The organism is Marinobacter sp. 1-4A, from assembly GCF_016597725.1.
Lineage (GTDB): Bacteria > Pseudomonadota > Gammaproteobacteria > Pseudomonadales > Oleiphilaceae > Marinobacter.
Genome location: NZ_VCGY01000004.1, coordinates 116,711 through 142,119, shown reverse-complemented (window position 1 = coordinate 142,119; position 25,409 = coordinate 116,711). Strand labels below are relative to the sequence as shown.

28 protein-coding genes, 3 tRNA genes and 1 riboswitch are annotated in these 25,409 nt (G+C 51.9%); of the genes, 18 read left to right on the top strand and 13 right to left on the bottom strand.

Translation table 11 applies throughout. The features are described 5' to 3' along the window. Nucleotides 1–12 precede the first annotated feature (12 nt). A complete protein-coding gene (locus FE845_RS10495) occupies nt 13–624 on the top strand; it encodes a YqaA family protein (protein ID WP_200364282.1) in 612 nt (203 codons plus the stop codon). Nucleotides 625–719: 95 nt separating this feature from the next. On the opposite strand, the gene FE845_RS10490 is transcribed toward FE845_RS10495, so the two are convergent. The 4 genes from FE845_RS10490 to FE845_RS10475 all read right to left on the bottom strand — a co-directional run bounded on the left by FE845_RS10490 (nt 720) and on the right by FE845_RS10475 (nt 4,821). Then, nucleotides 720–793 (bottom strand) — tRNA-Cys (locus FE845_RS10490). Nucleotides 794–861: 68 nt separating this feature from the next. Then, nucleotides 862–937, bottom strand: a tRNA-Gly gene (locus FE845_RS10485). A 111-nt stretch (nt 938–1,048) separates the two neighbouring features. After that, the gene (locus FE845_RS10480) at nt 1,049–3,691 is read right to left on the bottom strand and encodes an AAA family ATPase (protein WP_200364280.1); all 2,643 of its coding nucleotides are present in this window, start codon (nt 3,689–3,691) and stop codon (nt 1,049–1,051) included. Next, nucleotides 3,688–4,821, bottom strand: a complete 1,134-nt coding sequence (locus FE845_RS10475; protein ID WP_200364277.1) for a metallophosphoesterase family protein — start codon at nt 4,819–4,821, stop codon at nt 3,688–3,690. The genes FE845_RS10480 and FE845_RS10475 overlap by 4 nt, the downstream gene beginning before the upstream one ends. 52 nt (nt 4,822–4,873) lie before the next feature. Then, nucleotides 4,874–4,971: riboswitch (TPP riboswitch) on the top strand. A 66-nt stretch (nt 4,972–5,037) separates the two neighbouring features. Here FE845_RS10475 and thiB point away from each other — a divergent pair. The 7 genes from thiB (at nt 5,038) to FE845_RS10440 (ending at nt 11,975) form a co-directional block, all read left to right on the top strand. Further along, on the top strand, nt 5,038–6,042 hold the full coding sequence (thiB, locus tag FE845_RS10470; RefSeq protein ID WP_200364275.1) for a thiamine ABC transporter substrate binding subunit: 1,005 nt from the start codon (nt 5,038–5,040) through the stop codon (nt 6,040–6,042). A 6-nt stretch (nt 6,043–6,048) separates the two neighbouring features. Then, nucleotides 6,049–7,758: a thiamine/thiamine pyrophosphate ABC transporter permease gene (gene thiP, locus FE845_RS10465; RefSeq protein ID WP_200364273.1), complete on the top strand. Its 1,710-nt coding sequence runs from the start codon at nt 6,049–6,051 to the stop codon at nt 7,756–7,758. After that, nucleotides 7,751–8,365, top strand: a complete 615-nt coding sequence (locus tag FE845_RS10460) for an ATP-binding cassette domain-containing protein (RefSeq protein ID WP_200364271.1) — start codon at nt 7,751–7,753, stop codon at nt 8,363–8,365. Before thiP ends, FE845_RS10460 begins: the two co-directional genes overlap by 8 nt. 86 nt (nt 8,366–8,451) lie before the next feature. Continuing rightward, entirely contained in the window at nt 8,452–9,576 is a 1,125-nt protein-coding gene (locus tag FE845_RS10455; protein ID WP_320159689.1) for an MlaE family ABC transporter permease, read from the top strand. A gap of 3 nt (nt 9,577–9,579) precedes the next feature. Beyond that, entirely contained in the window at nt 9,580–10,407 is an 828-nt protein-coding gene (locus FE845_RS10450) for an ABC transporter ATP-binding protein (RefSeq protein ID WP_200364269.1), read from the top strand. A 6-nt stretch (nt 10,408–10,413) separates the two neighbouring features. Further along, nucleotides 10,414–11,352 (top strand): MlaD family protein, encoded by a 939-nt coding sequence (locus tag FE845_RS10445; RefSeq protein ID WP_200364267.1) that lies wholly within the window; start codon nt 10,414–10,416, stop codon nt 11,350–11,352. Then, entirely contained in the window at nt 11,349–11,975 is a 627-nt protein-coding gene (locus tag FE845_RS10440) for an ABC-type transport auxiliary lipoprotein family protein (protein ID WP_200364265.1), read from the top strand. Before FE845_RS10445 ends, FE845_RS10440 begins: the two co-directional genes overlap by 4 nt. Here FE845_RS10440 and pgsA read toward each other — a convergent pair. The 4 genes from pgsA to FE845_RS10420 form a co-directional block, all read right to left on the bottom strand. Beyond that, complete coding sequence (gene pgsA / locus FE845_RS10435) at nt 11,972–12,523, bottom strand: CDP-diacylglycerol--glycerol-3-phosphate 3-phosphatidyltransferase (protein ID WP_200364727.1); 552 nt, start codon at nt 12,521–12,523, stop codon at nt 11,972–11,974. The genes FE845_RS10440 and pgsA overlap by 4 nt on opposite strands. Nucleotides 12,524–12,530: 7 nt before the next feature. Next, nucleotides 12,531–14,393: an excinuclease ABC subunit UvrC gene (uvrC, locus tag FE845_RS10430; protein ID WP_200364263.1), complete on the bottom strand. Its 1,863-nt coding sequence runs from the start codon at nt 14,391–14,393 to the stop codon at nt 12,531–12,533. Continuing rightward, the gene (gene uvrY / locus FE845_RS10425; protein ID WP_200364261.1) at nt 14,377–15,036 is read right to left on the bottom strand and encodes a UvrY/SirA/GacA family response regulator transcription factor; all 660 of its coding nucleotides are present in this window, start codon (nt 15,034–15,036) and stop codon (nt 14,377–14,379) included. The genes uvrC and uvrY overlap by 17 nt, the downstream gene beginning before the upstream one ends. 100 nt (nt 15,037–15,136) lie before the next feature. Further along, entirely contained in the window at nt 15,137–15,388 is a 252-nt protein-coding gene (locus FE845_RS10420) for a hypothetical protein (protein ID WP_200364259.1), read from the bottom strand. Between the two features lie 119 nt (nt 15,389–15,507). Between FE845_RS10420 and FE845_RS10415 the strand changes: the two genes are divergently transcribed. Then, nucleotides 15,508–16,212 (top strand): AzlC family ABC transporter permease, encoded by a 705-nt coding sequence (locus FE845_RS10415; protein ID WP_200364257.1) that lies wholly within the window; start codon nt 15,508–15,510, stop codon nt 16,210–16,212. Next, a complete protein-coding gene (locus FE845_RS10410) occupies nt 16,205–16,555 on the top strand; it encodes a branched-chain amino acid transporter permease (protein ID WP_200364255.1) in 351 nt (116 codons plus the stop codon). The genes FE845_RS10415 and FE845_RS10410 overlap by 8 nt, the downstream gene beginning before the upstream one ends. Before the next feature lie 9 nt (nt 16,556–16,564). Here FE845_RS10410 and FE845_RS10405 read toward each other — a convergent pair whose 3' ends face one another. Then, on the bottom strand, nt 16,565–16,969 hold the full coding sequence (locus tag FE845_RS10405) for a DUF1330 domain-containing protein (protein ID WP_200364253.1): 405 nt from the start codon (nt 16,967–16,969) through the stop codon (nt 16,565–16,567). Nucleotides 16,970–17,101: 132 nt separating this feature from the next. Between FE845_RS10405 and FE845_RS10400 the strand changes: the two genes are divergently transcribed. The 5 genes from FE845_RS10400 (at nt 17,102) to yghU (ending at nt 20,912) form a co-directional block, all read left to right on the top strand. After that, the gene (locus tag FE845_RS10400; RefSeq protein ID WP_200364250.1) at nt 17,102–18,049 is read left to right on the top strand and encodes an AEC family transporter; all 948 of its coding nucleotides are present in this window, start codon (nt 17,102–17,104) and stop codon (nt 18,047–18,049) included. Between the two features lie 44 nt (nt 18,050–18,093). Continuing rightward, the gene (locus FE845_RS10395) at nt 18,094–18,699 is read left to right on the top strand and encodes a DUF938 domain-containing protein (protein ID WP_200364248.1); all 606 of its coding nucleotides are present in this window, start codon (nt 18,094–18,096) and stop codon (nt 18,697–18,699) included. Between the two features lie 8 nt (nt 18,700–18,707). Beyond that, nucleotides 18,708–19,157 carry a GNAT family N-acetyltransferase gene (locus tag FE845_RS10390; protein WP_200364246.1) on the top strand — a complete coding sequence of 150 codons (450 nt, stop codon included), beginning with the start codon at nt 18,708–18,710 and terminating at the stop codon, nt 19,155–19,157. A 241-nt stretch (nt 19,158–19,398) separates the two neighbouring features. After that, entirely contained in the window at nt 19,399–19,953 is a 555-nt protein-coding gene (locus tag FE845_RS10385) for a carboxymuconolactone decarboxylase family protein (RefSeq protein ID WP_200364243.1), read from the top strand. 83 nt (nt 19,954–20,036) lie between these two features. After that, nucleotides 20,037–20,912, top strand: coding sequence for a glutathione-dependent disulfide-bond oxidoreductase (yghU, locus tag FE845_RS10380; RefSeq protein WP_200364241.1), 876 nt, complete (start codon nt 20,037–20,039; stop codon nt 20,910–20,912). A gap of 71 nt (nt 20,913–20,983) precedes the next feature. Here the strand turns inward: yghU and FE845_RS10375 are convergent, their stop codons facing one another. Next, on the bottom strand, nt 20,984–21,598 hold the full coding sequence (locus FE845_RS10375) for a TetR/AcrR family transcriptional regulator (RefSeq protein WP_200364239.1): 615 nt from the start codon (nt 21,596–21,598) through the stop codon (nt 20,984–20,986). A 116-nt stretch (nt 21,599–21,714) separates the two neighbouring features. Further along, nucleotides 21,715–22,215 (bottom strand): lactoylglutathione lyase family protein, encoded by a 501-nt coding sequence (locus tag FE845_RS10370; RefSeq protein WP_200364237.1) that lies wholly within the window; start codon nt 22,213–22,215, stop codon nt 21,715–21,717. Between the two features lie 93 nt (nt 22,216–22,308). On the opposite strand from FE845_RS10370, the gene FE845_RS10365 reads away from it, so the two are divergent. Further along, nucleotides 22,309–23,178, top strand: coding sequence for a LysR family transcriptional regulator (locus tag FE845_RS10365; RefSeq protein WP_200364234.1), 870 nt, complete (start codon nt 22,309–22,311; stop codon nt 23,176–23,178). Between the two features lie 98 nt (nt 23,179–23,276). Here the strand turns inward: FE845_RS10365 and FE845_RS10360 are convergent. Next, a tRNA-Ser gene (locus FE845_RS10360) sits at nt 23,277–23,367 on the bottom strand. A 210-nt stretch (nt 23,368–23,577) separates the two neighbouring features. Here FE845_RS10360 and FE845_RS10355 point away from each other — a divergent pair. Both FE845_RS10355 and FE845_RS10350 read left to right on the top strand, forming a co-directional pair. After that, a complete protein-coding gene (locus FE845_RS10355; protein WP_200364232.1) occupies nt 23,578–24,108 on the top strand; it encodes an isochorismatase family protein in 531 nt (176 codons plus the stop codon). A gap of 72 nt (nt 24,109–24,180) precedes the next feature. Next, on the top strand, nt 24,181–24,831 hold the full coding sequence (locus FE845_RS10350) for a cupin domain-containing protein (protein ID WP_200364725.1): 651 nt from the start codon (nt 24,181–24,183) through the stop codon (nt 24,829–24,831). Nucleotides 24,832–24,838: 7 nt separating this feature from the next. Here the strand turns inward: FE845_RS10350 and FE845_RS10345 are convergent, their stop codons facing one another. Then, nucleotides 24,839–25,384, bottom strand: coding sequence for a lipocalin family protein (locus FE845_RS10345; RefSeq protein ID WP_200364230.1), 546 nt, complete (start codon nt 25,382–25,384; stop codon nt 24,839–24,841). Nucleotides 25,385–25,409: the final 25 nt, after the last annotated feature.

Sequence of the window (25,409 nt, the reverse complement as noted above, 5' to 3'; positions counted from 1 at the left end):
AAAGGCGACGCAATGAACGACGCGAGCTCAGATACTTACCGGGGACGGGACCGCTTTAAAAGTCTGACTAAACGCCTGGTATACTCACGCCACGCGTTCTGGGGGCTAGGAATTGCGTCCTTTCTCGAATCCATCATCATTCCCATCCCGCTGGAAGCCATCCTCATTCCCCTGATGCAGGCTCGCCGCAGCCAAATATTTATTCTCAGCACGATTGCCCTGCTCGGCTGCCTGGCCGGCGCGACGGTAGGCTATTTCGTTGGTTACTTCGTGTTTGATGCCGTTGGACAGCAACTCGTAGAGATGGTCTCCACACCCGAGCAATTCGAGCACGTGCGTATGAGAATGGAGGAGGACGGGTTCTGGTTTATCCTGAGCGTAGGCGTTATTCCGATTCCGTTTCAGATTGCCATGCTGGCCGCTGGCGCAACGAGCTACTCTTTCTTCTTGTTTATTTCAGCGTCTGCCTTGTCACGGGCACTGAGATACTATGGTTTGGGGCTGCTGGTTTTCATTGCGGGCAACAAAGCCCAGGCTATTTTCGAACGCCACAAAGTATCTGCAGCCATCGTCGTGACAATAGTGGTACTTGTGATCTGGGGCGTAACTTTATTGAGCGGGTGAATAAACACACACGGCAAACTCCAGTAAGACCGAGCTGGATTATTATCGTGCACAGCCACGCTTACAGAAGGGAATACTGAAAAAATAAGAAATAATGGAGGCGCGGGTCGGAATCGAACCGGCGTACGCGGAGTTGCAGTCCGCTGCATGACCACTCTGCCACCGCGCCTAGAAAAGATCGAAGGATTCGAGTCTTTGTGCTCTCAGGTTGGCGTTGAGAGACTTGAAGTAAGTAATTGGAGCGGGAAACGAGATTCGAACTCGCGACCCCAACCTTGGCAAGGTTGTGCTCTACCAACTGAGCTATTCCCGCTCTTAGTTACCGAAGCAATGCCCCGACAACGGATGCGTATTCTACGGATTACGGCTCTTTCGTCAATACCTTTTTTTAAGTTTTTGTTTTTCTAGGGTTTGTGAGTAAATTTTAACCAAACCCACCCTTTAGCTTGAGGGCTTCAAGGTCTCGGGGCTCAACACCTAGGTCTCGCCATTTTTCCGGGTGACAGGTGAACAAGAGTATTTGATGCCGGTTTGCCGCATCGAACAAGATGCGCTTCATGCCGTTCATACGTTCTGCATCACTGTGCACCAAGGTGTCATCGAGAATAATCAGTGTTGGGCGTCCAGCCTCTTGGAGCAGGTCTGCATAGGCCAAGCGGCTGATCAGCCCCATTTGCTCGCGGGCCCCAAAGCTCAGTTCTGCCATCTCGCCCAGTTCGCTGCCTCGGCTAAACCGTCCTGGCATTAGGTTTTCATCAACTTCCAAATTGGCTTCGGGAAACAGAACGGTTAGGTAGTGATCCAAATGCTTCTGCAACGGGGCCTGCAGTCTGCGTGTCAGCGCCTGCCGCTTTTCTTTAAGCAGGGTCAGCAGCAAGTCTAATGCCTTTGCCCGCCTATCCAGCTCTTGATAGCGGCGGTTGACGTGCTCAAACTCTGCCGCTTGTTCGTTGCACTGTTCTTCAAGCCCTTCAGCACCCCAAACTTCAAGCTTTGCCCGAATTTCGCTCAATTCCAGAGCTCGGTTTTGATGGGCTTTTTCTTGATGTTCCGCAGAGGCGCGGTAACGCTCAATATCTTGCTTTAAAAGCTCAGGCCGTGCTTCGCTAATTCTGTTTTCCCGCGCCTTTAGGGATGACTCTAGCTCTGCCTTCTGTGCTTCAGCTGTGGCAATATCACGGGTTAGTTGCTCCGCTTGTTGCTGGCGTTCCGGGTTGTTTAATTCACCTTTCACTCTCTGCCATTCAGTATGGGCTGCATCACAGGCGTGTCTGGCCTTTAGCACTTTGGCTTCATGGTTCTTATGCTTGGCTTCGGCTTCTGTTAAACGCACTTCTGCTTGTTTGAGTTCGGCTTCTGCAACATGCAGAGGCTTGGCTGCGCCGGAAGAAGCTTCCGCAGCTATGTTGTTGAGGTCTGTGGTGCGAGCTAGCAGCTCAGCTTCTACTTCGGCACTCACCAAATTCAGCTGTTCAACACCGTTAGGTGCCAGAGATTTAAGCAGTTCATCAAAACGCTGTATCTGGGCTTGTGCATCCTGTAACCGCGACTGTTTTAAGTCTGCGGCCTCAATGGATTCAACCGCCAGCTCAGCAAGCTGTTGGGCTACGGCATGCTTCAGTTGTTCGAGCCGCCTGTTTAGGCTTGCAAGGTCATCGCCCCCGGGCTGAATGCTAATTTCACCGAGCTCTGGAATTGCGAGAACACCAGTCTCCAACAGCAGTTTGTCACCCTGCCCTTCAATGCTCAGCCCGTCCAGAGTGAGGCTTTTGCCCTTAGGCAGATTCCAGACAACACGCGTGGCAACGGTTTGGATGCGGATATTCACATCATCAAGTTCACGTTGATTCTGTTTTAACTGACGCAACGCACCGACATCTATATAGTTTTCTTTCTTTAACGTTCGCGCACTTTCAAGGGATTCTTGAACCGACTTGGCTTTATTCTGGCTTTGATTCAGCTTCTCTAACTCTGCTTCCAGCTTAGCGCAGTCCTTTTGCAGGCGCTCTCGTTTATCTCGTAGGTGCGCCTGTTGCACGGCTTCCTTGGCAAGCTCGTATTGGGCGCGGGCTGTTTCAACGGCTTTCGCACACTCCGGGCTTGCAAGTTCTTCTTCTAATTGTTTTTTGGCCTTCTGATAACTTTGGTGCCGCAACTCTAGTTGCTCGTTCTGGCTCCGCCAATGGGCCTGACTTTGCTGAAGCAACGAAAGGTTCTGCTGCAACTGTTTTAAAGAGTCCATGCCCCGGACTTGTTGTTCCTGTAACGCCTCAACTTCCCGGTACTTAACTTCGGCGTGCTGCATGCCTCGTCTGGCTTCTTCCCATGGCAATTCGCGATTTGCTCGATCATGTTCAGAGGCCAAAGTACCCAAGCGATCGACCTGAGCTTTGTATTGCTCTACACGGGATTGCAACTCCGAGACTTGCTGTTGCAGTTTTTCCCGGGTGTTTGCGAGGTCGAGATAGTCGCCTCTTGGTCTCCCGGTAGAGGTCAACAGTTCTTTCCTTTGCTGCTCCACCGCTTGAATAATTTCGTCACCACCGCTGCTGGCAACTTCACCGACCAAGCTATTCAATGCAGATTTCAGATGGCCACCTGCATGTAACACAGCCTTTTCGATGTCTTGCCCTGTACCTTGCTCAACCCAAAGCAGGCCCGGGATACCCCAGTGCTCATCCTTGCTCGCGCCTTTTTTGGGGAATTGATAACCCAGCAAGTCAGCTAGCTTCTCCTCGGCGTCTTCGCCACTGAATGCTACGCCATCAACTAGCAAGTCACAGCGGTGGCGCTTGAGAAATCGTTTGTCTAGCTGCCAACGCTGGCCGTTATGGTCGAAGACCAACTCAACCGTTGGTGCTGCGGAGGTATCCCCCCAGGGGGCTAGATCTTCTGCTGATTTCGATCGGTAACGCTCGAAAAATGCAGCGCGAATAGCACGAACCAAGGTGCTTTTACCAGATTCGTTAGGCCCGTGAATAAGGTTGATGCCTGATTGCAACTTATCCAACTCCAAGCCTTGCCGGAATTGTCGGAACTGCTCAACTCGTACCCGCTGAAGTATCATTTGGCCAACTCCTGATCTTTAGGCTTGAGCAGGCCCGCAAGGATAGCCAGCGCATCGTGCGCAACATCCGCCTCTCCCGACCTATCAGCCTTTTGTTGACTCTCCCGCAGTTCATGAACAACATCTCCCAGATAGCCGTCTGCATGTAGCTGGTTGATATCCTCTTCTGTGGGCTCCAGTTGCAATTTTGTCCGGTCGCAGGTCACGCTACGAAACCGAGCCTCAGCCACAGAAAGCCCTCTGGTTAGTTTTTGATCACCTGCAAGCGTGAGCGTGCCGTCCAACTTTAGATCAAGAACGGAAGATTCAGGCAACTGATTAATACGATTCATCAATTCATCCAAATCCGAAGGTACAGCCAAACTCTCCCGCCATTGGTGCCATTGATAGCGGGCGGTTTCATGGCGGGTAACTTTTGGTATCGCGCCGGGCCTTTCGATATCAACGATCAACACATACCCCGCATCGTTATTGCGGAAGCGCTCAGGTTCTGGTGTGCCGCTGTACCACGTACGCTCGTTGATTTGTTTAGCTCCATGCCAGTCTCCCAACGCCAAATAGTCCAGTTTTGCAGTTTCAGCGCGACTTGGGGCAATGGGGTTGGTGGCATCGATATCCTCAGGCAATAATCCCTGAACGCTGCCGTGGGCTAGACCTATGCGTAACAAATCTGGCGGGGTTTCCATGGTGTCGAATGGCTGGGTTAGGTCGCCGTATGTATGGCGCTGGATCAGCGGTGCCGCTAACACGGCCATACCCTGATCTGGCAGTTGAATCGCACCGGGCTCGAGTGCCAAGTGGACGTTTTCAGGAACGGCATTCAGCCTTTCAGCACGTGTCCAAACACTTTCTGCCAACGCTGCATCATGGTTTCCCGGGAGCATTACCCAGGGGCCTTCAAAGCCACGAGCGGCATTGAACACGCGCCGTATAGTTCGATCCGACACCGTCTGTGCATCAAACACATCTCCCGCAACCAGCACCGCGTCACATTGATGCGCCGTGGCCAGTGCGGCCAAACGCTCGATGGCGTCATAGCGCGCTTCAACCAAAGCGGCGCCATCTTCGGCGTCAAACCGGCTATAGGTTCGGCCCATTTGCCAATCTGCAGTGTGTAGAAATTTTGGCACCTACCTTCTCCTCGCTTCTTACCATTGCCAATCGCCAGCATGGTACACTTTATTCAACTCAACGGGGTGCCGGGCAAATGCCGGGCTGAGACCATACCCGCGGAACCTGATCCGGATTATGCCGGCGAAGGGATTGAGCACTCACCGGCTTTGGTGGGGCCCGCGACATGGTTGCCATACTGGCCACCCCTCATCTGTTGCGGAGGTTACACCATCATGCTCCTTCGAGCGTTTACACTGCTTCTGGTTAGCCTGGTCTCTGTGCCAGCAATCGCCCAAAAAGCCCCCATACTCACGATTTATACTCACCCTTCTTTCGCTGCCGAGTGGGGCCCCGGCCCGGCTGTTAAGGAAGCCTTCGAACAAACTTGTAATTGCCAGATTAATTACGTGGTACTGGACAGCGGTGGTGACATTCTCCAGCGCCTACGCCTTGAGGGCAAAAGCACGCAGGCTGATCTGGTTCTCGGGTTGGATACAGGCACCATGGAAACAACTCGACAAACGGGGTTGTTAATAAACCATGAGACAGACCTTTCTGTCCTGAATCTACCCATTGATTGGCAAGACTCGGTGTTCGTACCCTACGATTGGGGATACTTTGCGTTTGTTTACGATACCGAGCAACTGCCCAATCCGCCGGAAAGCTTGGAAGCGCTGATTGCCGCGCCCGATGACCTAAAAATTATCATTCAAGACCCACGTACCAGCACGCCGGGCCTTGGCCTACTGCTCTGGATGCGCCATGTATACGGTGATCAAGCTGCGGCGAAGTGGCAGGCGCTCAAGGGTAAAATTCTCACCACAACCAAAAGCTGGAGCGACGGCTATTTCTCGCTGTTTATGAACGGCGAAGCACCAATGATCCTTTCCTACAGCACCTCGCCTGCCTACCACATGGCGGTAGATAAAACCGACCGCTATCAGGCTGCCCAATTCGATGAAGGCCACTACCTGCAAGTTGAAGTGGCTGCTTTGGTTAAATCATCCGATCAAAAAGAGCTGGGACGAGCCTTTCTTAAATTTATGCTAAGCGCAGATTTCCAGCGGCATATTCCTCTGAAAAACGTGATGTATCCGGCGACGGATCTGGGCGATGAGTTACCTTCGGTATTCAACAAGCTCATCGAGCCCAACGAGGCGTTGTATTTTGATCCAAAAACCGTAACGGACAACCGGCGCCAGTGGCTGAACGAGTGGCTGGATGCCATGACGCGCTAGCTACAAATGCGCAATCCCAATAAAGGTTGCCGGCGCAGACCACCGGCACACTTCGCACCCTTCAGCCGCCTAGGGTGGCAACTGTGGCCCGGGCTGGCCATTGCTGGCGCCTTAGTGATGCTGGCATTGGCGGGCCTCGGGGCGCTGGTTTGGGAAGCGTCGTTACCAGACCTAAGTGAACTCTGGCGCAACCGGTATCTGCGCACGGTGGTTACGTTTACAGTTTGGCAGGCCTTTGTATCCGTTGTGCTTAGCCTTCTTGTAGCCATCCCAGTCGCTCGAATTCTTGCACGCCAAACCGCATTTCCGGGCCGTGCTGTTCTGCTGCGTTTGATGGAGTTGAGTTTGGTGCTTCCTTCGATCGTAGCGGTTTCCGGGCTTGTGAGTATTTACGGGCGCCAAGGGTGGTTCACGGGGTTGGCCAATGATTGGATGGGTGTGTCTTGGAACCTCTATGGTATCAACGGCATTGTACTGGCCCATGTATTTTTTAATGCGCCATTAGCTGCGCGAATCCTGCTGCAGGCTATTGAGAGTGCACCGGTTTCCCAACGCCGAGTTGCCGCCCAACTGGGGCTTGGCCGTTGGTGGTATTGGCGTGCCGTGGAATGGCCAGCCGTAAAACCTATCCTGCCCGGCCTAGCGGCTCTGGTATTTACCTTATGCTTTACCAGCTTTGCCATTGTAATGACTCTGGGCGGAGGGCCTGCGGCGACAACTATTGAGGTTGCCATTTACCAGTCTTTGCGGTTTGAGTTCGACTCCGGTCAAGCAGCTCTTCTTGCTATGGTTCAGCTCATTATGTGCGGTTTTCTCTGGTGGCTAGCGGCGCGGCACGGGCTCACTGCTTCGTTGCTACCAGACCGGCGTGTAGCTTCCCATCGCAACAAAGCGGGTAGCTCCATCTGGGCAAAACTGGGCGATGGCGCCGCCCTCTCGGTGTTTGTGCTGTTTCTGGCCATGCCATTGATGGCTATTCTTGTTAGGGGGCTGCCGGGTATGGGCACAGCCCTGTTCCCGCAAGGTAGCCTCTCGGTTGATCCCGCCCTACTCGACGCCACCTTGAGAAGCCTTGCCATCGCTTTGCCAGCCGGGTTAATGTCGGTAAGCGCAGCCCTGCTCATCCTCTCCTCTGGCTCTGTTGCTTCCAGACCAACTGTTACCCGATTTACCGATATTGCCTCCTACCTACCCTTAATGGTTCCACCTTTGGTTCTTGGTACGGGGCTATTTTTGTTGTTCCGGCCCAGCTTGGGCAATTCAAGCGAGGGGCTGATATTGGTTACGCTGATCAACGCCATGATGGCTTTGCCTTTCGTATTGCAAATGCTCAGGGGGCCACTGGCGAGTTTGGACCCAGCCAGCCGTCAACAAGCAGACCAACTTGGCGTGTTGGGCTGGTATCGCTGGCGTTGGCTGCACTGGCCACGAATGCGCCGGCCGTTGGCGCTGGCAATGGCATACGGAACTGGCCTATCGCTGGGAGATTTTGGTGTGATAGCCCTATTCGGCAGTCCTGGCCAACCTACTCTGCCAGTGCTGCTATATCAGCAATTGGGCAGTTACCGAATGGATGCCGCCGCCGCGACTGGGCTGTGGCTTGTATTGCTTCTACTGGCCCTATTCAGCCTGTTCAACCGGCTCGGATCGCCCTTGTTTAAAAGGGGTTTAAGCGCTCATTCAACACGCAGTGTTCCGGAGCCCAAACATGCTTGAGGTAAAAAATCTGGTCTTCGCCTATGCCGATCAAGAAAGGCCGTGGAGTTTTCACTTTTCCGCAAAACCGGGCCAATGCATCGCCATCCACGGCGCCAGCGGTTCGGGAAAGTCTACCTTAATGAATCTTCTGGCAGGTTTTCTTGAACCGAAATCGGGCGATATCCTGTGGCAAGACAAGAGCCTTCGCCACCACGCGCCCTGGCAACGCCCCATGACCAGCGTATTTCAAGAACACAACCTTTTTGAGCACCTGAGTGTCGATGCTAATATTGGGCTAGGTATCCATCCGGGGCTGAAGCTTACCGCGAGGGATCAACAAGCTATTGATAAGGGTTTGCAAAGCGTTGGCCTCGACGGCTTTGGCAAGCGGTTACCCGGAGACCTTTCCGGTGGCCAAAGGCAGCGTGTCGCGTTATTGCGGGCAATTCTTCGGCAACAGCCGGTCATGCTCTTAGACGAGCCGCTTACGGGGCTTGATAGTGATGCGCGGGATTTTCTTCGGCAGCTGTTACTGGATCAGAAGGCTCAGGGTACACTTATTGTTCTTGCCAGCCACGATGAAGAAGATCGTCGAATACTGGCGGACAGCATCTACAAGCTCTAAGCTAGCAAGCTAATAGACCAACCTTTGGAATTCAGACCCAAGTGCCCACCAGTGCCCGTTCCTCAGACCACAGAAACTCTCCGTCGATTCGCCGTCAGGCAGGATCGTTAGAGGAAGAGAACGGCAACCTGACCATTCAGGGCGACTGGACTCTGCTCGACTACAAGGCACTCAAACAGATTGTTGAAAGCCGTTCCGGCAAGAACTTTAGCTCGAACAATGTCGACCTCACGGGGCTAGGACGAGTTGATACAGCGGGCGCTTCTCTTCTGATAAGCCTGCTGGGTGCAGAAACCCTCATGGCGTTGGCAGAACAAGATAGCGCCCTACCGCAAGAACAGCGTGCACTGCTTCACGCCGTGGCAGATGCCATGCGGCAGCCATCCTCCCCCGAGCCCGAAGGCCTTGCCCCCATTCCACAATTTCTTTCGGAAACCGGCAAGTCTGTGGAGGCGATCTGGCACCTGACCTACCTACTGGCCGGTTTTATAGGCCAGATTATCGCAACACTTTTTGTGATTATTCCTAGGCCCAGCCGCTGGCGTGTTACACCTTTTATAGCTGCGATTCAGAACACAGGGCTCAACGCCCTGCCTATAGTCGCTCTGCTAACGTTTCTGGTGGGCGCTGTTGTCGCCTTTCTAGGCGCCACTGTGCTGAAAGACTTCGGTGCTACGATTTACACCGTTAATTTGGTCGCCTTCTCGTTTTTGCGAGAGTTTGGCGTTCTGCTTGCCGCCATATTACTCGCAGGCCGCACCGCCAGCGCCTTCACGGCACAAATCGGCGCCATGAAGGTAAACGAAGAGCTGGATGCTATCCGCACACTGGGGTTAGACCCGGTTGAGCTACTGGTCATACCACGGGTTCTGGCAATGATGGTCAGCCTGCCTATTCTTACCTTTGTTGGCATGCTATCCGGTCTGGTAGGCGGCGGCATGGTTTGTGCGCTGGCCCTAGATATCTCACCGGCGCAGTTCATGGCGATTGTTGAGCGGGATATTGCACTTAAGCATTTTCTAGTTGGCATGTCGAAAGCACCCTTTTTGGCGTTTTTGATTGCGGCCATAGGCTGCCTTGAAGGACTCAAGGTAGGAGGAAGTGCGCAATCGGTTGGCGTACATACAACATCAAGTGTGGTTCAATCTATTTTTATCGTCATCCTTCTGGATGCCGTGGCCGCGCTCTTCTTTATGGAAATGGGCTGGTAACTTATGAATAATTCAACAGCCCGTAGGGCCGCCAGCCAATCACCAACCGTTATTGAAGTCGAGAATCTTGATAATCGGTTCGGTAGCCACATCGTCCACAAAAACCTAGATCTCAACCTGTTCAAAGGTGAAATTCTTGGCGTTGTTGGCGGATCAGGAACCGGCAAGTCTGTACTGCTAAGAAGCATTGTAGGGTTGCACACACCGTCAGACGGTCGAATACGAGTATTCGGAAAAGACCTCAACGAACTGAGCGCCGTAGAGCGTTCAGACACCGAGCAGCGCTTTGGTGTTCTCTTCCAAAGAGGGGCCTTGTTTACCTCATTGAACCTGTTGCAGAACATTGCTCTTCCATTGATTGAACATTGCGACCTATCCCGTGCCGATGCCGAAGCGCTAGCCCGCATGAAGCTTGCCCTAACGGGCTTACCAGCCGACTCGGCGCTCAAGTACCCGTCAGAGCTCTCCGGTGGTATGGTCAAACGCGCCGCTTTGGCACGCGCTCTGGCAATGGATCCGGAAATTTTGTTTTTGGATGAGCCCACCGCTGGCCTCGACCCAATTGGCGCTGCGGCTTTTGACAAGCTTATTGTTACCCTTCGGGACGCTTTGGGGCTGACCGTGTTTTTGGTCACACACGATTTGGATACGCTGTACACAACGTGCGATAGAGTTGCGGTTTTATCGCAGAAAAAGGTTCTGGTCGCAGACCGCATTGAAAAAGTAGCGGCAACAGACGACGCATGGATTCAGGAATATTTTCAGGGCCCCCGCGGGCGGGCCGCCAGTTATGCATTTCGGGCTCATGAGACGAGCCGGTTACGGGAGTAAAAGGTTATGGAACCGAAAGCACACCACCTGCTTATAGGGCTATTTACGCTGATTTCGGTGGTGGCTGCTCTGTTGTTTGCGCTATGGCTTGCGAAGTCATCTGCAGACCGCGAGTGGGCCTATTACGAGATTGTGTTTGATCAGGCGGTAGGCGGTTTGGCCAAAGGCAACCCGGTACTCTACAGCGGCGTTGAAGTTGGCGATGTTCTTCAACTAACTTTGGACCCGGCCAATCCGAGCCACGTTCGGGTTTTGGTACGTGTGGAACAAAGCGTCCCCGTGCGGAAGGACACCCGCGCCGGTTTGGTATTAGCGAATATTACCGGCAGCATGAATGTGCAGTTTAGCGGCGGCAGTCAGGACAGCCCGGTGCTCTACGGCACAAAGGATAACCCTGCGTTGATCACCGCCGAGCCCTCTGCATTTAAAACACTGCTCACCAACGGTGAAGCCCTGCTGACCAAAGCAGAACAGCTGCTTACCAGCGCAAACAAGCTGCTTTCCCAAGAAAACACAGACAATCTCACTGCCATCTTGCGCAACGCCCGCGCGGCAAGCGATTCACTACTAGGCAGCCGTGACCAACTCGTGGCTTTGCTTGAACGTATGGATAATGCCAGCCAGCGGGCAGCAGAAGCCGCATCAAAAGTCTCTGATTTTTCAGACAACGCCAACGCCCTGCTACAGAACGAAGGCAAAGCCGTCATGACCAACATGAACCTTGCCATGACGAAGGTTCAAGACACGGTCGCACGAATAGATAATCTAACCCGAGATAACGAAGGCGCCCTAGACTCGGGACTTCAGGGCATGGGTGAGTTAGCCCCCGCGTTAAGAGAACTGCGCAACACCCTTAGAAACCTGAATCAGTTTACCCGCCGTCTGGAAGAGAACCCCAGAGGCACGCTCTGGGGCGGCCCGGCAATCAAGGAGGTATCCCCGTGATCATACCCGCGGCAAAGACATGCAGAACGCTTGGCACAGCCATGCTGGTCTCGGGAGCACTGGCGGCTTGCACGGTGTTTCCCATTCCCGAAGCTCCCAGAGTGATGGATTTCCCGGTACCTGCGGAATTACAAAAAAGCGGTACGAGCAGGCCTGAAAGCCTCCGGATTGATACACCCTTTGCCTCCGAGCCCTTCAACAGTTCACGGATTTTGGCAAAGCCGGAGCCTTGGGAATTCACTGTGTATGGTGGGGTTCGATGGCGCGATACGGCACCGGTTCTGCTACGGGATATGCTCGCAGGGGCATTCAGGGCGAGCGACGTTTTTCGGGATGTGGTTATTGACACCGGCCCAAGCAACAGTGACCTGACACTGGCTACAGAAATCTCGGCCTTCCATGCAATTAACCATGGTAACAGTACGCGGGTAACCGTTACCGTTTACGGGCAACTAATAAATAACCGTTCCCGGCAAACCCTCTGCTCCAGCAACTTCATCGTATCAGCGCCAGCCGGAGACCAAACTATAAACTCTGTGGTGCAAGCATTTGGCGACGCCGGTGAAGAGCTGGCAATAAATCTTATCGACTGGGCGAGAAACTGTGAGACGCGGCAGGATTAATCCTTTTCTGGGAATAAATCCGGCCAAGCTGCCTTAATGTATAGCCCCATAGACCAAAGCGTTAATATGGCGGCGATATAGAGCAAACCTACAGAAACATCGGACAAAAACTGGCCGGGAGGAAAGGCCAGCAATCCTACAATTGATGCCATTTGAGCGGTGGTTTTAATCTTGCCGATGTAAGAAACTGCAACACTTGCACGACTGCCGATTTCAGCCATCCATTCTCGCAATGCAGAAATGACGATTTCGCGGCCAATAATAACGGTTGCGGGGATGGTTACCAGAATTGCGGAATACTCCTGAATCAATAACGCCAGTGCAACTGCCACCATAAGCTTGTCGGCCACCGGGTCAAGAAACGCACCGAACGGGGTGCTCTGGTCAAGCTTGCGGGCAAGATAACCATCCAACCAGTCCGTTGCCGCAGCCAGCGCAAAAATTGCTGCACTGACCATATAGCTCCAATGCATGGGAAGATAAAACACCGCCACAAAGACCGGAATCATGATGATGCGGGAGAGTGTGAGCAGGTTCGGTAAGTTCATACGGTTATTACTCGTCATGCAATGCTGCGTATATGTTTTCAGCCAATGATTTGCTGATGCCCTGAACCTTGGTCATCTCATCAACACTGGCTTTGCGTAGTTCCTGTATACCACCAAAATACCGAATCAGCTCCCGGCGCCTTTTGGGGCCAACTCCTTCAATACCTTCCAGTGTAGACTGGCGGCGCTTCTTGTCCCGCCCTTTACGATGCCCGGTAATGGCAAAACGGTGGGACTCGTCCCGAATGTGCTGAATCAAATGCAACGCCGGGGAATCAGCTGGCACTCGAAACACATCGCCGGTCATGGCGTCGATCAACTGTTCCATGCCCGCACGCCGGGTTACGCCCTTGGCTACACCAATCAGAGGGATATCTGAAACCCCAAGCTCATCAAACACTTCCCGAGCAATGCTCAACTGGCCCTTACCACCATCAATAAACACCAGATCCGGACGCTTGCCCTCACCCGCAACCATGCGACGGTAGCGGCGCGTTAACACCTGACGCATGGCATCGTAATCATCACCAGCTTTCACACCTTCAATATTGTACAGGCGGTAATCACTTTTAAGGGGGCCATTCTCATCGAAAACGACACAGGATGCGACGGTATTTTCACCGTGGCTATGGCTAATGTCGAAACACTCCATCCGCGAGGGGGTTTCAGCGAGCTCCAGCATGTCTCGCAGCGCCAGCAAACGGCGATACACGGTCTCTTTGCTGGCGATATGTGTTAGCAACGTTTGCTGGGCATTGGTCATCGCCAGTTCCAACCAACGCCGTCGCTCCCCTCTTACATTTCTACGTATACGGGTTTCCCGGTTAGCTGCATCCGAAAGCGCATGAGCAAGCAGCTCCTGACCATCAACCTCAACCGGAACCAACACATCTTTTGGAATCTCTCGACGCGTGTTTCCACCAAAATAATATTGCCCGAGAAAAGCACTTAATAGCTCACCTTCGGATTGCTCCAAAGAATAACGGGGAAAGTAGTCCTTGGTTCCCAAGACTCGACCGCCACGCACGATAATGACAACAATGCAGACAACTCCCGCGTCTTGTGCGATAGCGATAACATCTGCATCGCCGCCCTCACCGTCTACAGATTGCTGCTCTTGAACATGGCGCAGGTGATTGATTTGGTCTCGGCAGGCAGCAGCTTTTTCGAACTCAAGGTTCTCTGCAGCTTTCTCCATGGCGTCCATCAGGTCACGGATAATGGCCGGGTTTTTACCTTCAAGAAACATGGTTGCGTGACGAATATCCTGCAGATAGTCCTCGGGTGAGATATAGCCTACACACGGCGCCGTGCACCGGTTGATTTGATACTGCAAACATGGACGCGCACGATTCCTAAAATAGCTTTCACTACAAGATCTTATGCGGAATACCTTCTGCAATACATTAAGGCTTTCTTTGACAGCACCAGAACTTGGGAACGGCCCGTACCAGGTTCCACCACCCTTTTTAGTGCGCCCACGCCGAAAGGTCAGCGAAGGGTAATCACTGTGGGAAGACACATAGATATACGGATAGGATTTATCATCCCTGAGTAGGATATTGTACGGGGGGCGCAGAGACTTGATTAAGTTCTGCTCCAGCAATAGCGCTTCTGTCTCACTGCCGGTGATGGTTACTTCAATAGAAGCGATTTTGGCAACAAGCGCTTCCGTTTTTGGTGCCAGCCCTTTCTTGCGGAAATAACTGGAGACCCGTTTTTTAAGGTTTCCGGCCTTCCCCACGTAAAGCACGGAGCCGCCTTCATCATACATTCGGTAGACGCCGGGCCGCTCCGTTAGCTGTTTCAGGAAGTGTTTGCTGTCGAACTCCCCGCTGCTTTCAGTCGGGGAATCAGACCTTGTGGGCATCAAGCAACCCAAGACGCACAGCCATCAGAGCCAATTCAACATCGCTGGAGATTTCTAGTTTTTCAAAAATGCGGTAACGGTAGCTGTTAACCGTTTTTGGGCTAAGGCAGAGCTTGTCGGAAATATCCTGCACTTTCTGGCAGTCTACAACCATCATCGCTATTTGCATTTCGCGCTCAGAGAGGCGATCAAACAACGATAACTCTCCCTCGTCCTCTTTATCGCCACCCAATTGCTTGAGCGCCATTTTTTGGGCAATTTCTGGGCTGATATACCGTTGCCCTGAGTGAGCCATGCGAATGGAACGGACCATTTCGCGGATATCTGCACCTTTGGTGATATAGGCAGAAGCGCCGCTTTGCATCACCCGTGCAGGGTAAGGATCATCAGCACAAGCGGTTACTACAATCACCCGAACGGTATCGTCAATGCGTAAAATGCGTCGAGTGGCTTCCAACCCACCAATGCCAGGCATACGGATATCCATTAAGACGATGTCCGGGCGCTCGTTGCGCACAAACTCTATAGCGTCTTCCCCAGATGGAGACTGGCCGATAACATCAATATCGGGATCATCCGCGAGCATCCGGGTTATCCCGGAACGAACCAGCTCATGGTCATCTACAACCAATACCCTGATCAAAATTCACCTCGCACAACGCTTTCGAAAACCTGCGCGATTGTAACGTTTACAGACGCGCCGGGGTAGGTGCAGGCCCAAATACCCCAAAAAGGTTAACCAGTTACTCAGGAAGACCCAACCCGGCTGTGTTCTCCACAGGGTCAAACCAGACTACCAGTTCGCCCTTGTTAATTGCCTCCAAAACCCGGCTTCGCTCGGCCATCGGGTTTTCCGTATCGTTTAACCCATGGTAGCGAGTGCAGTACTCTTCTGCCAGCCCATTCAGTTGCTCTTTAGTCAGCAACTCTTTATCAACCTTAAACTTTTCTTGGCGGGGGTCCGGTTGGGGCCGGTGCCCGGTTTCGTCGCTCATAGTCCCTCCTGTAGGCCATACCGTGTTAGGGATTATGCCTAAAAAGTCGAAGCCTTACCCACTTTCAAAATCCCCGGCGATTCACTATCATTCCTCGCTTTCAAAACGTTTGGATGCTAATGAACGCGTTGGTTTTTCGTCTCACACTCCCAATCCTCTTTGGATACCTTCCTCTAGGTATGGCTTTTGGGGTGCTGTTCACAACTCAGCTTGACTACGCATGGTGGGCTGCGCCACTTATGGGCGTGGTGATCTATGCCGGTGCGGGCCAGATTCTGGCGGTCAGCCTGTTAGCCGCAAGCGCCGGTTTACTAGAAGTGTTCATTGCCATGTTCGTGCTCAACGCGCGCCACCTTTTCTACGGCCTTTCGTTGCTCGGACAATTTCGCAAGGCTGGCTGGAAAAAGCTGTATCTCATTTTTGGTCTGACTGATGAGACCTATTCATTGCTCACAAGCCGGACGCGTTCGCAAGACACACTTCATGAACTCGATGTCGATTTCCGCATTACGGCATTCAATCAGGTCTACTGGGTGATTGGCTGCACCTTGGGAGCTCTTCTCGGTCGTAACGTAGCATTCGATAGTACTGGAATCGAGTTTGCATTGGTGGCTTTATTTATTGTTCTCACAATAGAGCAACTGAAGGCTCTGGGAGACGCATTCCCAGTTTGGGCAGGTGCAGCGGCTGCCGGTGTGGCGATGATGTTTCTGCCGCCAGCCCACCAGCTCATCGGCGCTATCGCAATCGTGACAGCCGTGCTTTTACTGCAATACCGAAGCCTGCGAGCCAAATCCAATGCGGAGGGCCGCAGTCATGTCTGATACAAGTTACCTTGTTGCATTCATTGCCGTTGCAGCTGCAGCAACCTTTGCAACCAGAATCATACCTTTCCTGTTTTTTGAGCGTCATACCGAGCACCCTCTGGTTAAACACCTCGGGCGCTTCTTGCCAGCGGCTGTTATGGCTTTGCTGGCAACGGTGTTTTTGCAGCGTTCAGGAAATTGGGCAGCGGTAGTGCCGGGGCTTGATGCCATTCTTGCAGGAGCGCTAGTGGTAGGCATTCACCTTTGGCGCCGCAATGCCCTGCTCTCCATTGCAGCTGGCACAGCGGCGTATATGCTGATAAGCCAAACCGGCGTTTTTGAAGTCGCGCTAGTGAGCTGAGAGTCTATCTCAGCGTTCCCGTTCGAGATTTGCAACTAATCGGGAGTCACTCAATGCAGCGGTACGATGCTTAACCACGCCTTTGTATTCAGAGCTTTCTATCATCGCCATAAAGGCATCAATTGACGGGTAGCGAACAAGCAGCACTTGGTCCCAAGACTCCTCTGGCGGCGCAATAAGAGAGCCAACGCTGTGGCCAGACCAAATCACCTCAGCGCCCACCGCACTTACACAGGCTGCGGCCTCTTGAATATAAAGCTCATACGCTTCACGCCCACTTCGCTCACCGGAATTGTCATCATAACTTGCTCTGTCACGGAACCTCAGTAGATTTAGCATGACGACGGGCTGGTCTTTAGGCGTGTCGGCCAAAACCTGCTTCAACTGCGCGGGCGTATGGTTAACGGCGTTCATGGGCACCCCTTTGTCCTGATAAATTTCGCCCCCACTATAGCCCACCCTTCATGGCCTACAGTAAACCGTTTCATTACCTTTCCGTCAGATCTATCATAGGCAAGACACTCTCCGGACCACTGGCCAACCTGAATGGATTTGATCTCCCTCTTTCAACAAACGCTGGAAACCACTCTTCCGGTATTCGCAATGGTGTTTATCGGGCTAGGGCTAAGAAAGGTAGGATGGATTGACGATACCTTCGTCAACACCGCTTCTGCATTGGTTTTCAAAGCCACGCTTCCAACGCTGGTGTTTCTCAGCATCATCAAAGCGGATCTCAACACATCGCTTAATTTTCACCTGCTCGTCTTCTATCTTTTTGCTACCCTCGCAAGCTTCTTTCTGGCTTGGTTATGGGCACGTTGGCGCGTTACTCACGAAGATCGCGGGGTGTATGTCCAAGGCGCATTCAGAGGTAACTGTGGCATTGTCGGGCTGGCTCTGGCGGCAAACCTGTACGGCGATTTCGGGCTATCGTCGGGTAGCATCTTGTTGGGGCTGGTTATTCTCTCTTACAACGCGTTATCGGTGATCATACTCACCGCGTATCAGGCCGGGCGATCGCCCGAGTGGCGCCGTATTCTTAAAGATATATTGCGCAACCCGCTCATACTTTCCGTGTTTGCAGCCATCCCCGTCGCATGGTTGAACCTGCAACTGCCTGATTGGATACTGACCAGTGGCGATTATTTTGCTTCCCTCACGTTGCCACTCGCTCTGCTGTGCATTGGTGCAACCGTGTCATTCAACGCCCTGCGCAGCGATAGCTCAACCGCCTTCAGCTCGGCGCTTATGAAAATGGTGGTCTTACCAACGCTATGCACAACTGCCGCCTGGGCACTAGGCTTCTCCGGTGCCGAATTGGGGTTGATGTTCCTATTTTTCGCAAGCCCAACCGCCGCTGCAAGCTTTGTGATGGCCAAGGCACTTGGTGGAAATGATCGTCTTGCGGCAAACATCATCGCGATCACCACGTTGATGGCAAGTATCACCATAACCTTGGGGGTGTTTGTACTCAAAGGTGTGGGCCTGATATAAACACCTGTAATTCTCGAATCATCAATATTCAACCAGAGCCTCCAATGACTGACGAAAAGCCCTATTCCCAAGCCTGTGAGAACAACAAGCAGGTGATCCTTGAAAAGCTAGCCACGGTGTTTAGCGGCTCTGGAACTATATTGGAGATTGGCACAGGCACGGGGCAACATGCGGTTCACTTTGCCACAAACCTCCCTCACCTCACGTGGCAACCAAGTGATCATCCGAGCAACTATCTACTTTGTGAACCATGGCTTAGCGAGGCTAACCTGCCGAACATCTACGAGCCTCTGGCTTTGAATGTTATCGCCAGTGATTGGCAAGTCCCAACGATCAGCGGAGCTTTTTCTGCAAACACCGCACACATCATGTCTTGGCCGGAAGTTGAAGCAATGTTCCGAGGTGTATCTGCAAAGCTTCAGTTACACGAAGCCTTCTGTTTGTATGGCCCATTCAATTACAACGGACAGTTCACCAGTGCCAGCAATCGGCAATTCGACACACATCTGAAGCAACAGAATCCGAAAATGGGAATCCGGGACATAGACGAACTAAAGCGCATCGGCAGTGATAACGAGCTGGTTCTGGAATCGGACTTTGAAATGCCGGCCAATAATCGGTTGCTAGTCTGGAGGGTTCACGGAACTTAAACCAACTGATGAATTATACACTTAGAAACGTACTGCCAGACGAGATTGAGTGGCTTTACCAATTGAACAAGATGTCTTTCCTTGACGTGGTGGTTCGCCAGTTCGGCAAGTGGGATGAAGCTTTCCAGCGACAACTATTTTTCTCAAAGTGGGAACAGTCGCGCCCGGCTCAGATAATCGAGACCCCAAGTGGTCGTGTCGGTGTTGTGATTCTGGAACACCTTGAAGATTGCGACTGGCTACACGAGATCCAGATTTGCCCGAATTATCAGAGCCAAGGTTTGGGAACGACACTTTTGCGTGACCTGCAGGCAAAAGCTAGGTCCCGGGGCGTTCCGCTTCGCCTTCAAGTTCTACATGCAAACCAGAGGGCAAAGCGGCTGTACGAGCGAATAGGTTTTCATAAGATCAAAAAACTGGAAAACCATTTTCTGATGGAATCCAGAATGGCCGACTAACTCGAACCAGACAGCCTGCCCATCGCACCGGACCCTTAACTCATCAGTTTCAATCATCCACCACACATTTCTGAGCGATTGTTCAAAGTTAACTTGAGTGATCGCTCAAGTTAAGTTATCGTCCGTTCTCGAATTGGTTGTTGAATAGCTGCGCCGAAAACTGAGTGATCACTCAATTTGGGCGACAGCGCTCAATCAAAGCGATCAAAATTTTATTCGCCCAAATACTAGGAGCTACTCTATGGCCGACTTTACCCTTCACAACAAAGAAAGTGCTCCGGAAAAGAGTCAGGAATTACTGGGCACTTCTCTCAAATCTTTTGGCATGATACCGAGCCTGCATGCGGTCATGGCAGAAGCGCCCGGGCTGCTAGAAGGCTATCAACGCCTCCACCAGCTGTTTCTCGACAGCAGCTTTGATGATGAGGAAACCACAGTAGTTTGGCAGACCATCAACGTCGAGCATGCATGCCATTATTGCGTCCCAGCCCATACCGGGATCGCCAAGCGTATGAACGTTGATGACGCCATCACAGAGGCTCTGCGCAACGAAACGCCCTTGCCTACTGATCGACTAGAAGCCCTGCGTAACTTTACCCTCGCCATCGTGCGTGGTCGTGGCAACGTTGACGATAGTGTGGTGACAGAATTTCTTGAAGCAGGATTCACCAAGCGCCAAGTCCTAGAGGTAATTCTTGGTTTGGCTCAGAAGACCATCAGCAACTACACCAACCACCTGGCTGTCACGCCGATAGATAAACCGTTCCAGAAGTTTGAGTGGCATAAGGCAGAATAAGCACACGGTAAGTCGGAGGCGGCTCTCAGTAGCTGCTCCGTCTTACCCGTACTTTGGCTATTTTTCGAAAGAGGGCATGCATCATGTCGGACACCCATCAATATGAACCACCACGCGTTTGGATTTGGGACGCCGAGAATGGCCGGCAATGGGCCAAAACCAACCGCCCCATTGCAGGTGCTACACACAAGGCGACGCTGCCGCATGGTAAACACCCCTTGCAGATCTATTCACTGGCTACACCTAACGGTCAAAAGGTCACCATCATGGCCGAAGAGTTACTGGCCATAGGTGAAACGGGCGCAGAATACGATGCCCACCTAATCCGTATTGGCGAGGGCGAACAGTTTTCCTCAGGCTTCGTTGAAATTAACCCAAATTCTAAAATCCCGGCACTGTTAGATGCTGAGACGGGCAGTCGGGTTTTTGAAAGCGGAGCGATACTTCTTTATCTGGCGGAGAAGTTCGGACACTTCCTCCCAAAGAACCCCTCTGCTCGCACCGAAGTACTGAACTGGCTTTTCTGGCTGCAGGGTTCAGCGCCTTATTTGGGAGGTGGGTTTGGTCACTTCTACGCTTACGCACCCGAAAAGTTTGAATATCCGATCAATCGTTTCACGATGGAAGTAAAACGTCAGCTGGATGTATTGGATAGGGAGCTCGCAGAGCATAAATATCTAGGTGGAGACGAATACTCCATTGCCGACATAGCGATCTGGCCATGGTATGGCAATCTGGTTCTGGGAGAGGCTTACGGTGCAGGTGAATTCTTACAAGTCGAAAGCTACAAGAACGTTCGGCGTTGGGCTAATGAGATCCTTGCGCGCCCAGCTGTTCAGCGTGGTCGAATAGTCAATCGCACTTCTGGAAAACTTTCTGAGCAACTACATGAGCGCCATGACGCTTCAGATTTTGATCTGAGAACTCAGGATAAGCTGGGCGTACAAACGGCAGTCTGAACGCCCTGCCTGAGTTGAAAGCCTGCTCTTAGTCGATTTAGCAATGAGAGCAGGCGAGCACGCACTAACAATCAGACTATTTCTGCAACCTCATCAGCGCGCAGCGCTTCAAGAGACTGTGCCATGTCTTCCGCGAGTGCATGCACGGCTGCACTATCTACATCACGTTGTGCAAATGCGCGTAACCCCATTATCTCAGCCTGTAGCCGTCGACCAAGCAGAACCGGATCAAGCCTGCTATCCAGCTCCCCAACTTTCTTGGCTTCGGCAAAGCGATCAACAAAGCGTGCTTCCATACCCGCCAGCAAAGCTTCAGCCTTATCCCGAGCAATGCGTTCTCGTTCGCCAAGCTCCAACAGGCTTTTTACCAGCATACAGGCCCGGCTTGGCAACTCTTTATCACAAATCCCGCCGAGCGCACGCAGGTAGGCCGCCAGCCCTGCCAAGGGTGATTCGTAAGCTTGAAACGTGCGGTCCAGTTCTGCCAAGCCAAGGCGAGCATAGCGCTCAAGCGCCTCCTGAAAAAGCCCATCCTTACTGCCAAAGGTGGCATAAATGCTGCCCGGCCGCATGTCGAGAGCCTTTTCCAGATCTTTTAGCGAAGTGGCATGAAAGCCCTTTTGCCAAAAAAGGTGAAGAGCTCGTTCCAGCGAATCTTGCCGGTTGTGAATTGATACACGTGCCATAAGTCATTTCCAGTGTTTTGCTGGGCCGCAACACAACGCGGTGACAACTTGAATGATTACTCAACTCTATATTGAGCGTTCATTCAAGTCCACCCAAGATCGTAAAGATGGTGTTGTCAGTAAGCACCCTCGCTGTATATCAACTCATAACTGTGGCTATAGATTTCTACAATATTGCCAAACGGATCTTCCATATAAATCATGCGATAAGGCTTTTCGCCGGGGTAGTAGTACCGCGGCTTTTCCATGCGTCTCTTACCACCAGCCGCAACAATTCGATCAGCCAATTCTTCAAGATTCGGATCCTGCACACAGAAATGGAAAATGCCGGTTTTCCAATATTCAAAGTTGTCTTCCGGATTGCTCTGATTTCTGAACTGGAACACCTCTACCCCAATCCGATCACCAGTCGACATGTGAGCAATTCGAAAACTCCCCCAACCTTTCCCGAATACCTCTGTACACATTTCACCGATAGCGCTGTTGTCCTCGACAATTTCAGTCGGCTCCATAATCAGGTACCAACCCATCACCTCGGTATAAAATTTAACCGCTTCTTCCAAGTTGGGGACTGAAAGCCCAATGTGTGAAAAATTTCTTGGATATACGTTACTCATGCTTTGCTCTCCTGTTTAAAGATTGCATCAGGTTACAAACAGAGAAAGATTACGTAAAATTATCAATTGTCATCGTTATGAGTACATTTTATAATGATAAACACCACTTGGCTACGCAGTTTCTGCACTCTGGTTGAAACAGGCCACTTCACTCGCACAGCTGAGCGCCTCCACATGACCCAATCTGGCGTAAGCCAGCATATTCGGAAGCTAGAGGATCAATTAGGAGTGGCGCTACTACTGAGGGAAGGTAAGCAGTTTTCACTCACAGATGCAGGCGAACGCCTATACGCTGAAGGGCGAACGCTCATTCAAGCGCTGTCGAGCCTTGATCAACGAATAGCTGATGATCCCCCACACAAGGGGCTAGTAAGGGTAATGTCGCCAGGAAGCATCGGCCTAAAGCTCTACCCACATCTTCTTGAGTTGCAGATCCAGCACCCTGAACTGGTCATTGACTACAGATTTGCACCAAACACGGATGTTGAAAATGCGATAGCAGACTACAAATCCGATATTGGCTTCATGACCAGTGCCTCAACCCTTGAGAAAGTGAGCTGCCAACAAATTGCGCATGAACCCTTGCTTCTTGTCACTCCTGCGAATGTCGTTGAGCCAAGTTGGGACGCGCTAACAGAGCTAGGGTTTATAGACCACCCCGATGGCGCTCATCACGCCAACATGCTGCTTAGTGCAAACTTCCCTCAGTTTCAGCACAGCAATCTGTTTAAAAAGAAAGGTTTCTCGAACCAGATTGGGTTGATTTTAGAACCGGTGAGCATGGGATTGGGATTTACCGTATTGCCAGCGTACGCAGTTGAGGCCTTCAACCGTCCACAATCCATTAAAAGCCACCGACTGCCGGAACCGATAAATGAGACCCTTTACCTTGTAGTTCGGCGCGAGCAGTCTTTGCAGAACAGAATGCGTACAGTGATTACAGAAGCCAAGAAGTGGCTTTGACACAAAGACGTGTTCGGACGCACCCCGGCGCTAAAGTATCCATGAAGGCGGGTATTGCGCCCAATAAAAAACCCCAGCATTCCTGCTGGGGTTTAATTTGGCGGAGAGAGAGGGATTCGAACCCTCGAAACGCTATTAACGTTTACACACTTTCCAGGCGTGCGCCTTCAGCCACTCGGCCACCTCTCCAATAACCTGTTTCAAATCAGCAATATCGTCGCTCATTTGAGGGCGCAAACTTTAATGGTTTTGGCCGCGCTTGGCAACTCTTCTAGGACAAATCCCGGCAAAATATCCGGTTTATGCCAATAATAGTCTGTAAGGTGCTTGCTACTCAGGTTACGAGTACCATGGCATTTCTAATCTGTTCAACAGGTTAACCCGATCTGGAGACTGCCCATGCTTATGAAATCCGAACAATCCACTTTGCTGCTGATCGATGTTCAGGAAAGGTTGATGCCAGCAATATCTCACGGCCAAGACGTTGTGAGCCGGTGCGTGACCCTCGCCACTATTGCCGGGCTTTTGGATATACCCGTTCTAGCCACCGAGCAACTACCTGAAAAACTGGGACCAAACGTGGAGGCAGTGAAAGAACTTTGCCACCAAACGCTGGCAAAGCATCATTTCGACGCTTGCCCGGATGGGCTGGTTGAACACCTGCCCGAAGGTCGGCAACATATAGTAATTGCTGGCTGCGAAACCCATGTTTGCATGATGCAAACGGCTCTCAGCTTGATTGATGCGGGTTATAAGGTTTGGGTAGTAGCGGATGCTACTGGGTCGCGGAACGAGTTCGATCGGGATGTAGCTCTTGATCGGCTCAGTGACAGCGGCGCACGTATTGTCACTCTTGAAATGGTGGCGTTCGAATGGATGCGACACTGCAAACACGCAGCCTTCCGCGATGTTCAAATGTTAATAAAGTAGCCTGTAACCTATGCATCCACTTGCACAACTGCGTCGTACTCGTTGGCTCAACCTATTGTGTAGAGGCTCATGATGCTGAACATGGATTTTGACCAGAGGGTGGTCATCCGCACCAGCGAACAGGAATGGCTTCCCAGCCCAGCCAGCGGTGTCGCGCGAAAGCCCCTTGCGAGAGAGGATGCCGAGCGTGGGCACGCTACCAGTGTTGTGCGCTATGAGCCCGGCGCCTCGTTTAGCCGACACGAACACCCTCTTGGAGAAGAAATACTGGTTCTTGAGGGTGTATTTTCAGATGAGACCGGCGACTATCCTGCTGGCACCTACTTGAGAAATCCGCCCGGAAGTGGGCACTCACCATTCAGTAAACCCGGCTGCACCCTGTTGGTAAAACTGCATCAGTTCAGCGAACAAGATTCATCCGTTGTGCGACTAGATACAAATAGCACCCCTTGGCTACCTGGAATTGGCGGCCTCAAAGTTATGCCGCTACATGAATTTGAGCATGAACATGTTGCTCTCGTTAAGTGGCCAGCCAATGAGAAATTTCAGCCCCACAGGCACTTTGGAGGAGAAGAAATATTCGTTCTTTCAGGAGAGTTCTGTGATGAGCACGGGCGCTACCCTAAGGACACTTGGATAAGAAGTCCCCACTTAAGCCAGCACCATCCGTTTGTAGATCAAGAGACCATCATATGGGTAAAAACTGGCCACCTGCCCTTTTAACGGAGCTTTAGTTAACTGGACTATGGTCAACCATAACAAGCTCTTCAAGATCAAAGCCCGCACGTTGAGCCACGCTTTTAAATCGGGCAATCTCTTCATCATTCACATCGGGTGCTCTTGAAAGAAACCACAAATAGTCACGGTTGTAACCGGTAATGAAAGCATACTGATATTCGTCTATGTCCAGCTCGAAAATCACATAAGACGCATAGAACGGGCCGAAAAATGACACCTTAAGATGCCCCGTGCTCTCGCCATCCACGAACACGGCTCTTCCCTCAGCGATGCTCCACTCTCCAGCCTCGGCATCGTACCCTCTGTTGGTTACTTTTATGCTTCTGTCATCCTGCAGCTCGTATTCCGCCGTTACACGGCTAAGTCCCTCCTCGAAAGAATGGTCCAGCCGTGCAATTTCGTACCACTTGCCTAAATATCGATCCGCATTCAACCCAGTCACTGGCTCAATACCCTTGGGCACGCCGGTACAACCCGCCAACAGCAACATACATGAAAGGGTGAAACATAAGCTCACCGTATTGCGGAAAACTATCATAAAGCGCTCTCTATTATTGGCAATG

Bases quoted from the DNA above. Each gene is read 5' to 3' on its own strand.
- FE845_RS10495 (WP_200364282.1), top strand. From the start codon at position 13: ATGAACGACGCGAGCTCAGATACTTACCGGGGACGGGACCGCTTTAAA.
- FE845_RS10480 (WP_200364280.1), bottom strand. From the start codon at position 3,691: ATGATACTTCAGCGGGTACGAGTTGAGCAGTTCCGACAATTCCGGCAA.
- thiB (WP_200364275.1), top strand. From the start codon at position 5,038: ATGCTCCTTCGAGCGTTTACACTGCTTCTGGTTAGCCTGGTCTCTGTG.
- thiP (WP_200364273.1), top strand. From the start codon at position 6,049: ATGCGCAATCCCAATAAAGGTTGCCGGCGCAGACCACCGGCACACTTC.
- FE845_RS10460 (WP_200364271.1), top strand. From the start codon at position 7,751: ATGCTTGAGGTAAAAAATCTGGTCTTCGCCTATGCCGATCAAGAAAGG.
- FE845_RS10450 (WP_200364269.1), top strand. From the start codon at position 9,580: ATGAATAATTCAACAGCCCGTAGGGCCGCCAGCCAATCACCAACCGTT.
- FE845_RS10445 (WP_200364267.1), top strand. From the start codon at position 10,414: ATGGAACCGAAAGCACACCACCTGCTTATAGGGCTATTTACGCTGATT.
- pgsA (WP_200364727.1), bottom strand. From the start codon at position 12,523: ATGAACTTACCGAACCTGCTCACACTCTCCCGCATCATCATGATTCCG.
- uvrC (WP_200364263.1), bottom strand. From the start codon at position 14,393: ATGCCCACAAGGTCTGATTCCCCGACTGAAAGCAGCGGGGAGTTCGAC.
- FE845_RS10420 (WP_200364259.1), bottom strand. From the start codon at position 15,388: ATGAGCGACGAAACCGGGCACCGGCCCCAACCGGACCCCCGCCAAGAA.
- FE845_RS10415 (WP_200364257.1), top strand. From the start codon at position 15,508: ATGAACGCGTTGGTTTTTCGTCTCACACTCCCAATCCTCTTTGGATAC.
- FE845_RS10410 (WP_200364255.1), top strand. From the start codon at position 16,205: ATGTCTGATACAAGTTACCTTGTTGCATTCATTGCCGTTGCAGCTGCA.
- FE845_RS10405 (WP_200364253.1), bottom strand. From the start codon at position 16,969: ATGAACGCCGTTAACCATACGCCCGCGCAGTTGAAGCAGGTTTTGGCC.
- FE845_RS10400 (WP_200364250.1), top strand. From the start codon at position 17,102: ATGGATTTGATCTCCCTCTTTCAACAAACGCTGGAAACCACTCTTCCG.
- FE845_RS10395 (WP_200364248.1), top strand. From the start codon at position 18,094: ATGACTGACGAAAAGCCCTATTCCCAAGCCTGTGAGAACAACAAGCAG.
- FE845_RS10390 (WP_200364246.1), top strand. From the start codon at position 18,708: ATGAATTATACACTTAGAAACGTACTGCCAGACGAGATTGAGTGGCTT.
- FE845_RS10385 (WP_200364243.1), top strand. From the start codon at position 19,399: ATGGCCGACTTTACCCTTCACAACAAAGAAAGTGCTCCGGAAAAGAGT.
- yghU (WP_200364241.1), top strand. From the start codon at position 20,037: ATGTCGGACACCCATCAATATGAACCACCACGCGTTTGGATTTGGGAC.
- FE845_RS10375 (WP_200364239.1), bottom strand. From the start codon at position 21,598: ATGGCACGTGTATCAATTCACAACCGGCAAGATTCGCTGGAACGAGCT.
- FE845_RS10370 (WP_200364237.1), bottom strand. From the start codon at position 22,215: ATGAGTAACGTATATCCAAGAAATTTTTCACACATTGGGCTTTCAGTC.
- FE845_RS10365 (WP_200364234.1), top strand. From the start codon at position 22,309: ATGATAAACACCACTTGGCTACGCAGTTTCTGCACTCTGGTTGAAACA.
- FE845_RS10355 (WP_200364232.1), top strand. From the start codon at position 23,578: ATGCTTATGAAATCCGAACAATCCACTTTGCTGCTGATCGATGTTCAG.
- FE845_RS10350 (WP_200364725.1), top strand. From the start codon at position 24,181: ATGCTGAACATGGATTTTGACCAGAGGGTGGTCATCCGCACCAGCGAA.
- FE845_RS10345 (WP_200364230.1), bottom strand. From the start codon at position 25,384: ATGATAGTTTTCCGCAATACGGTGAGCTTATGTTTCACCCTTTCATGT.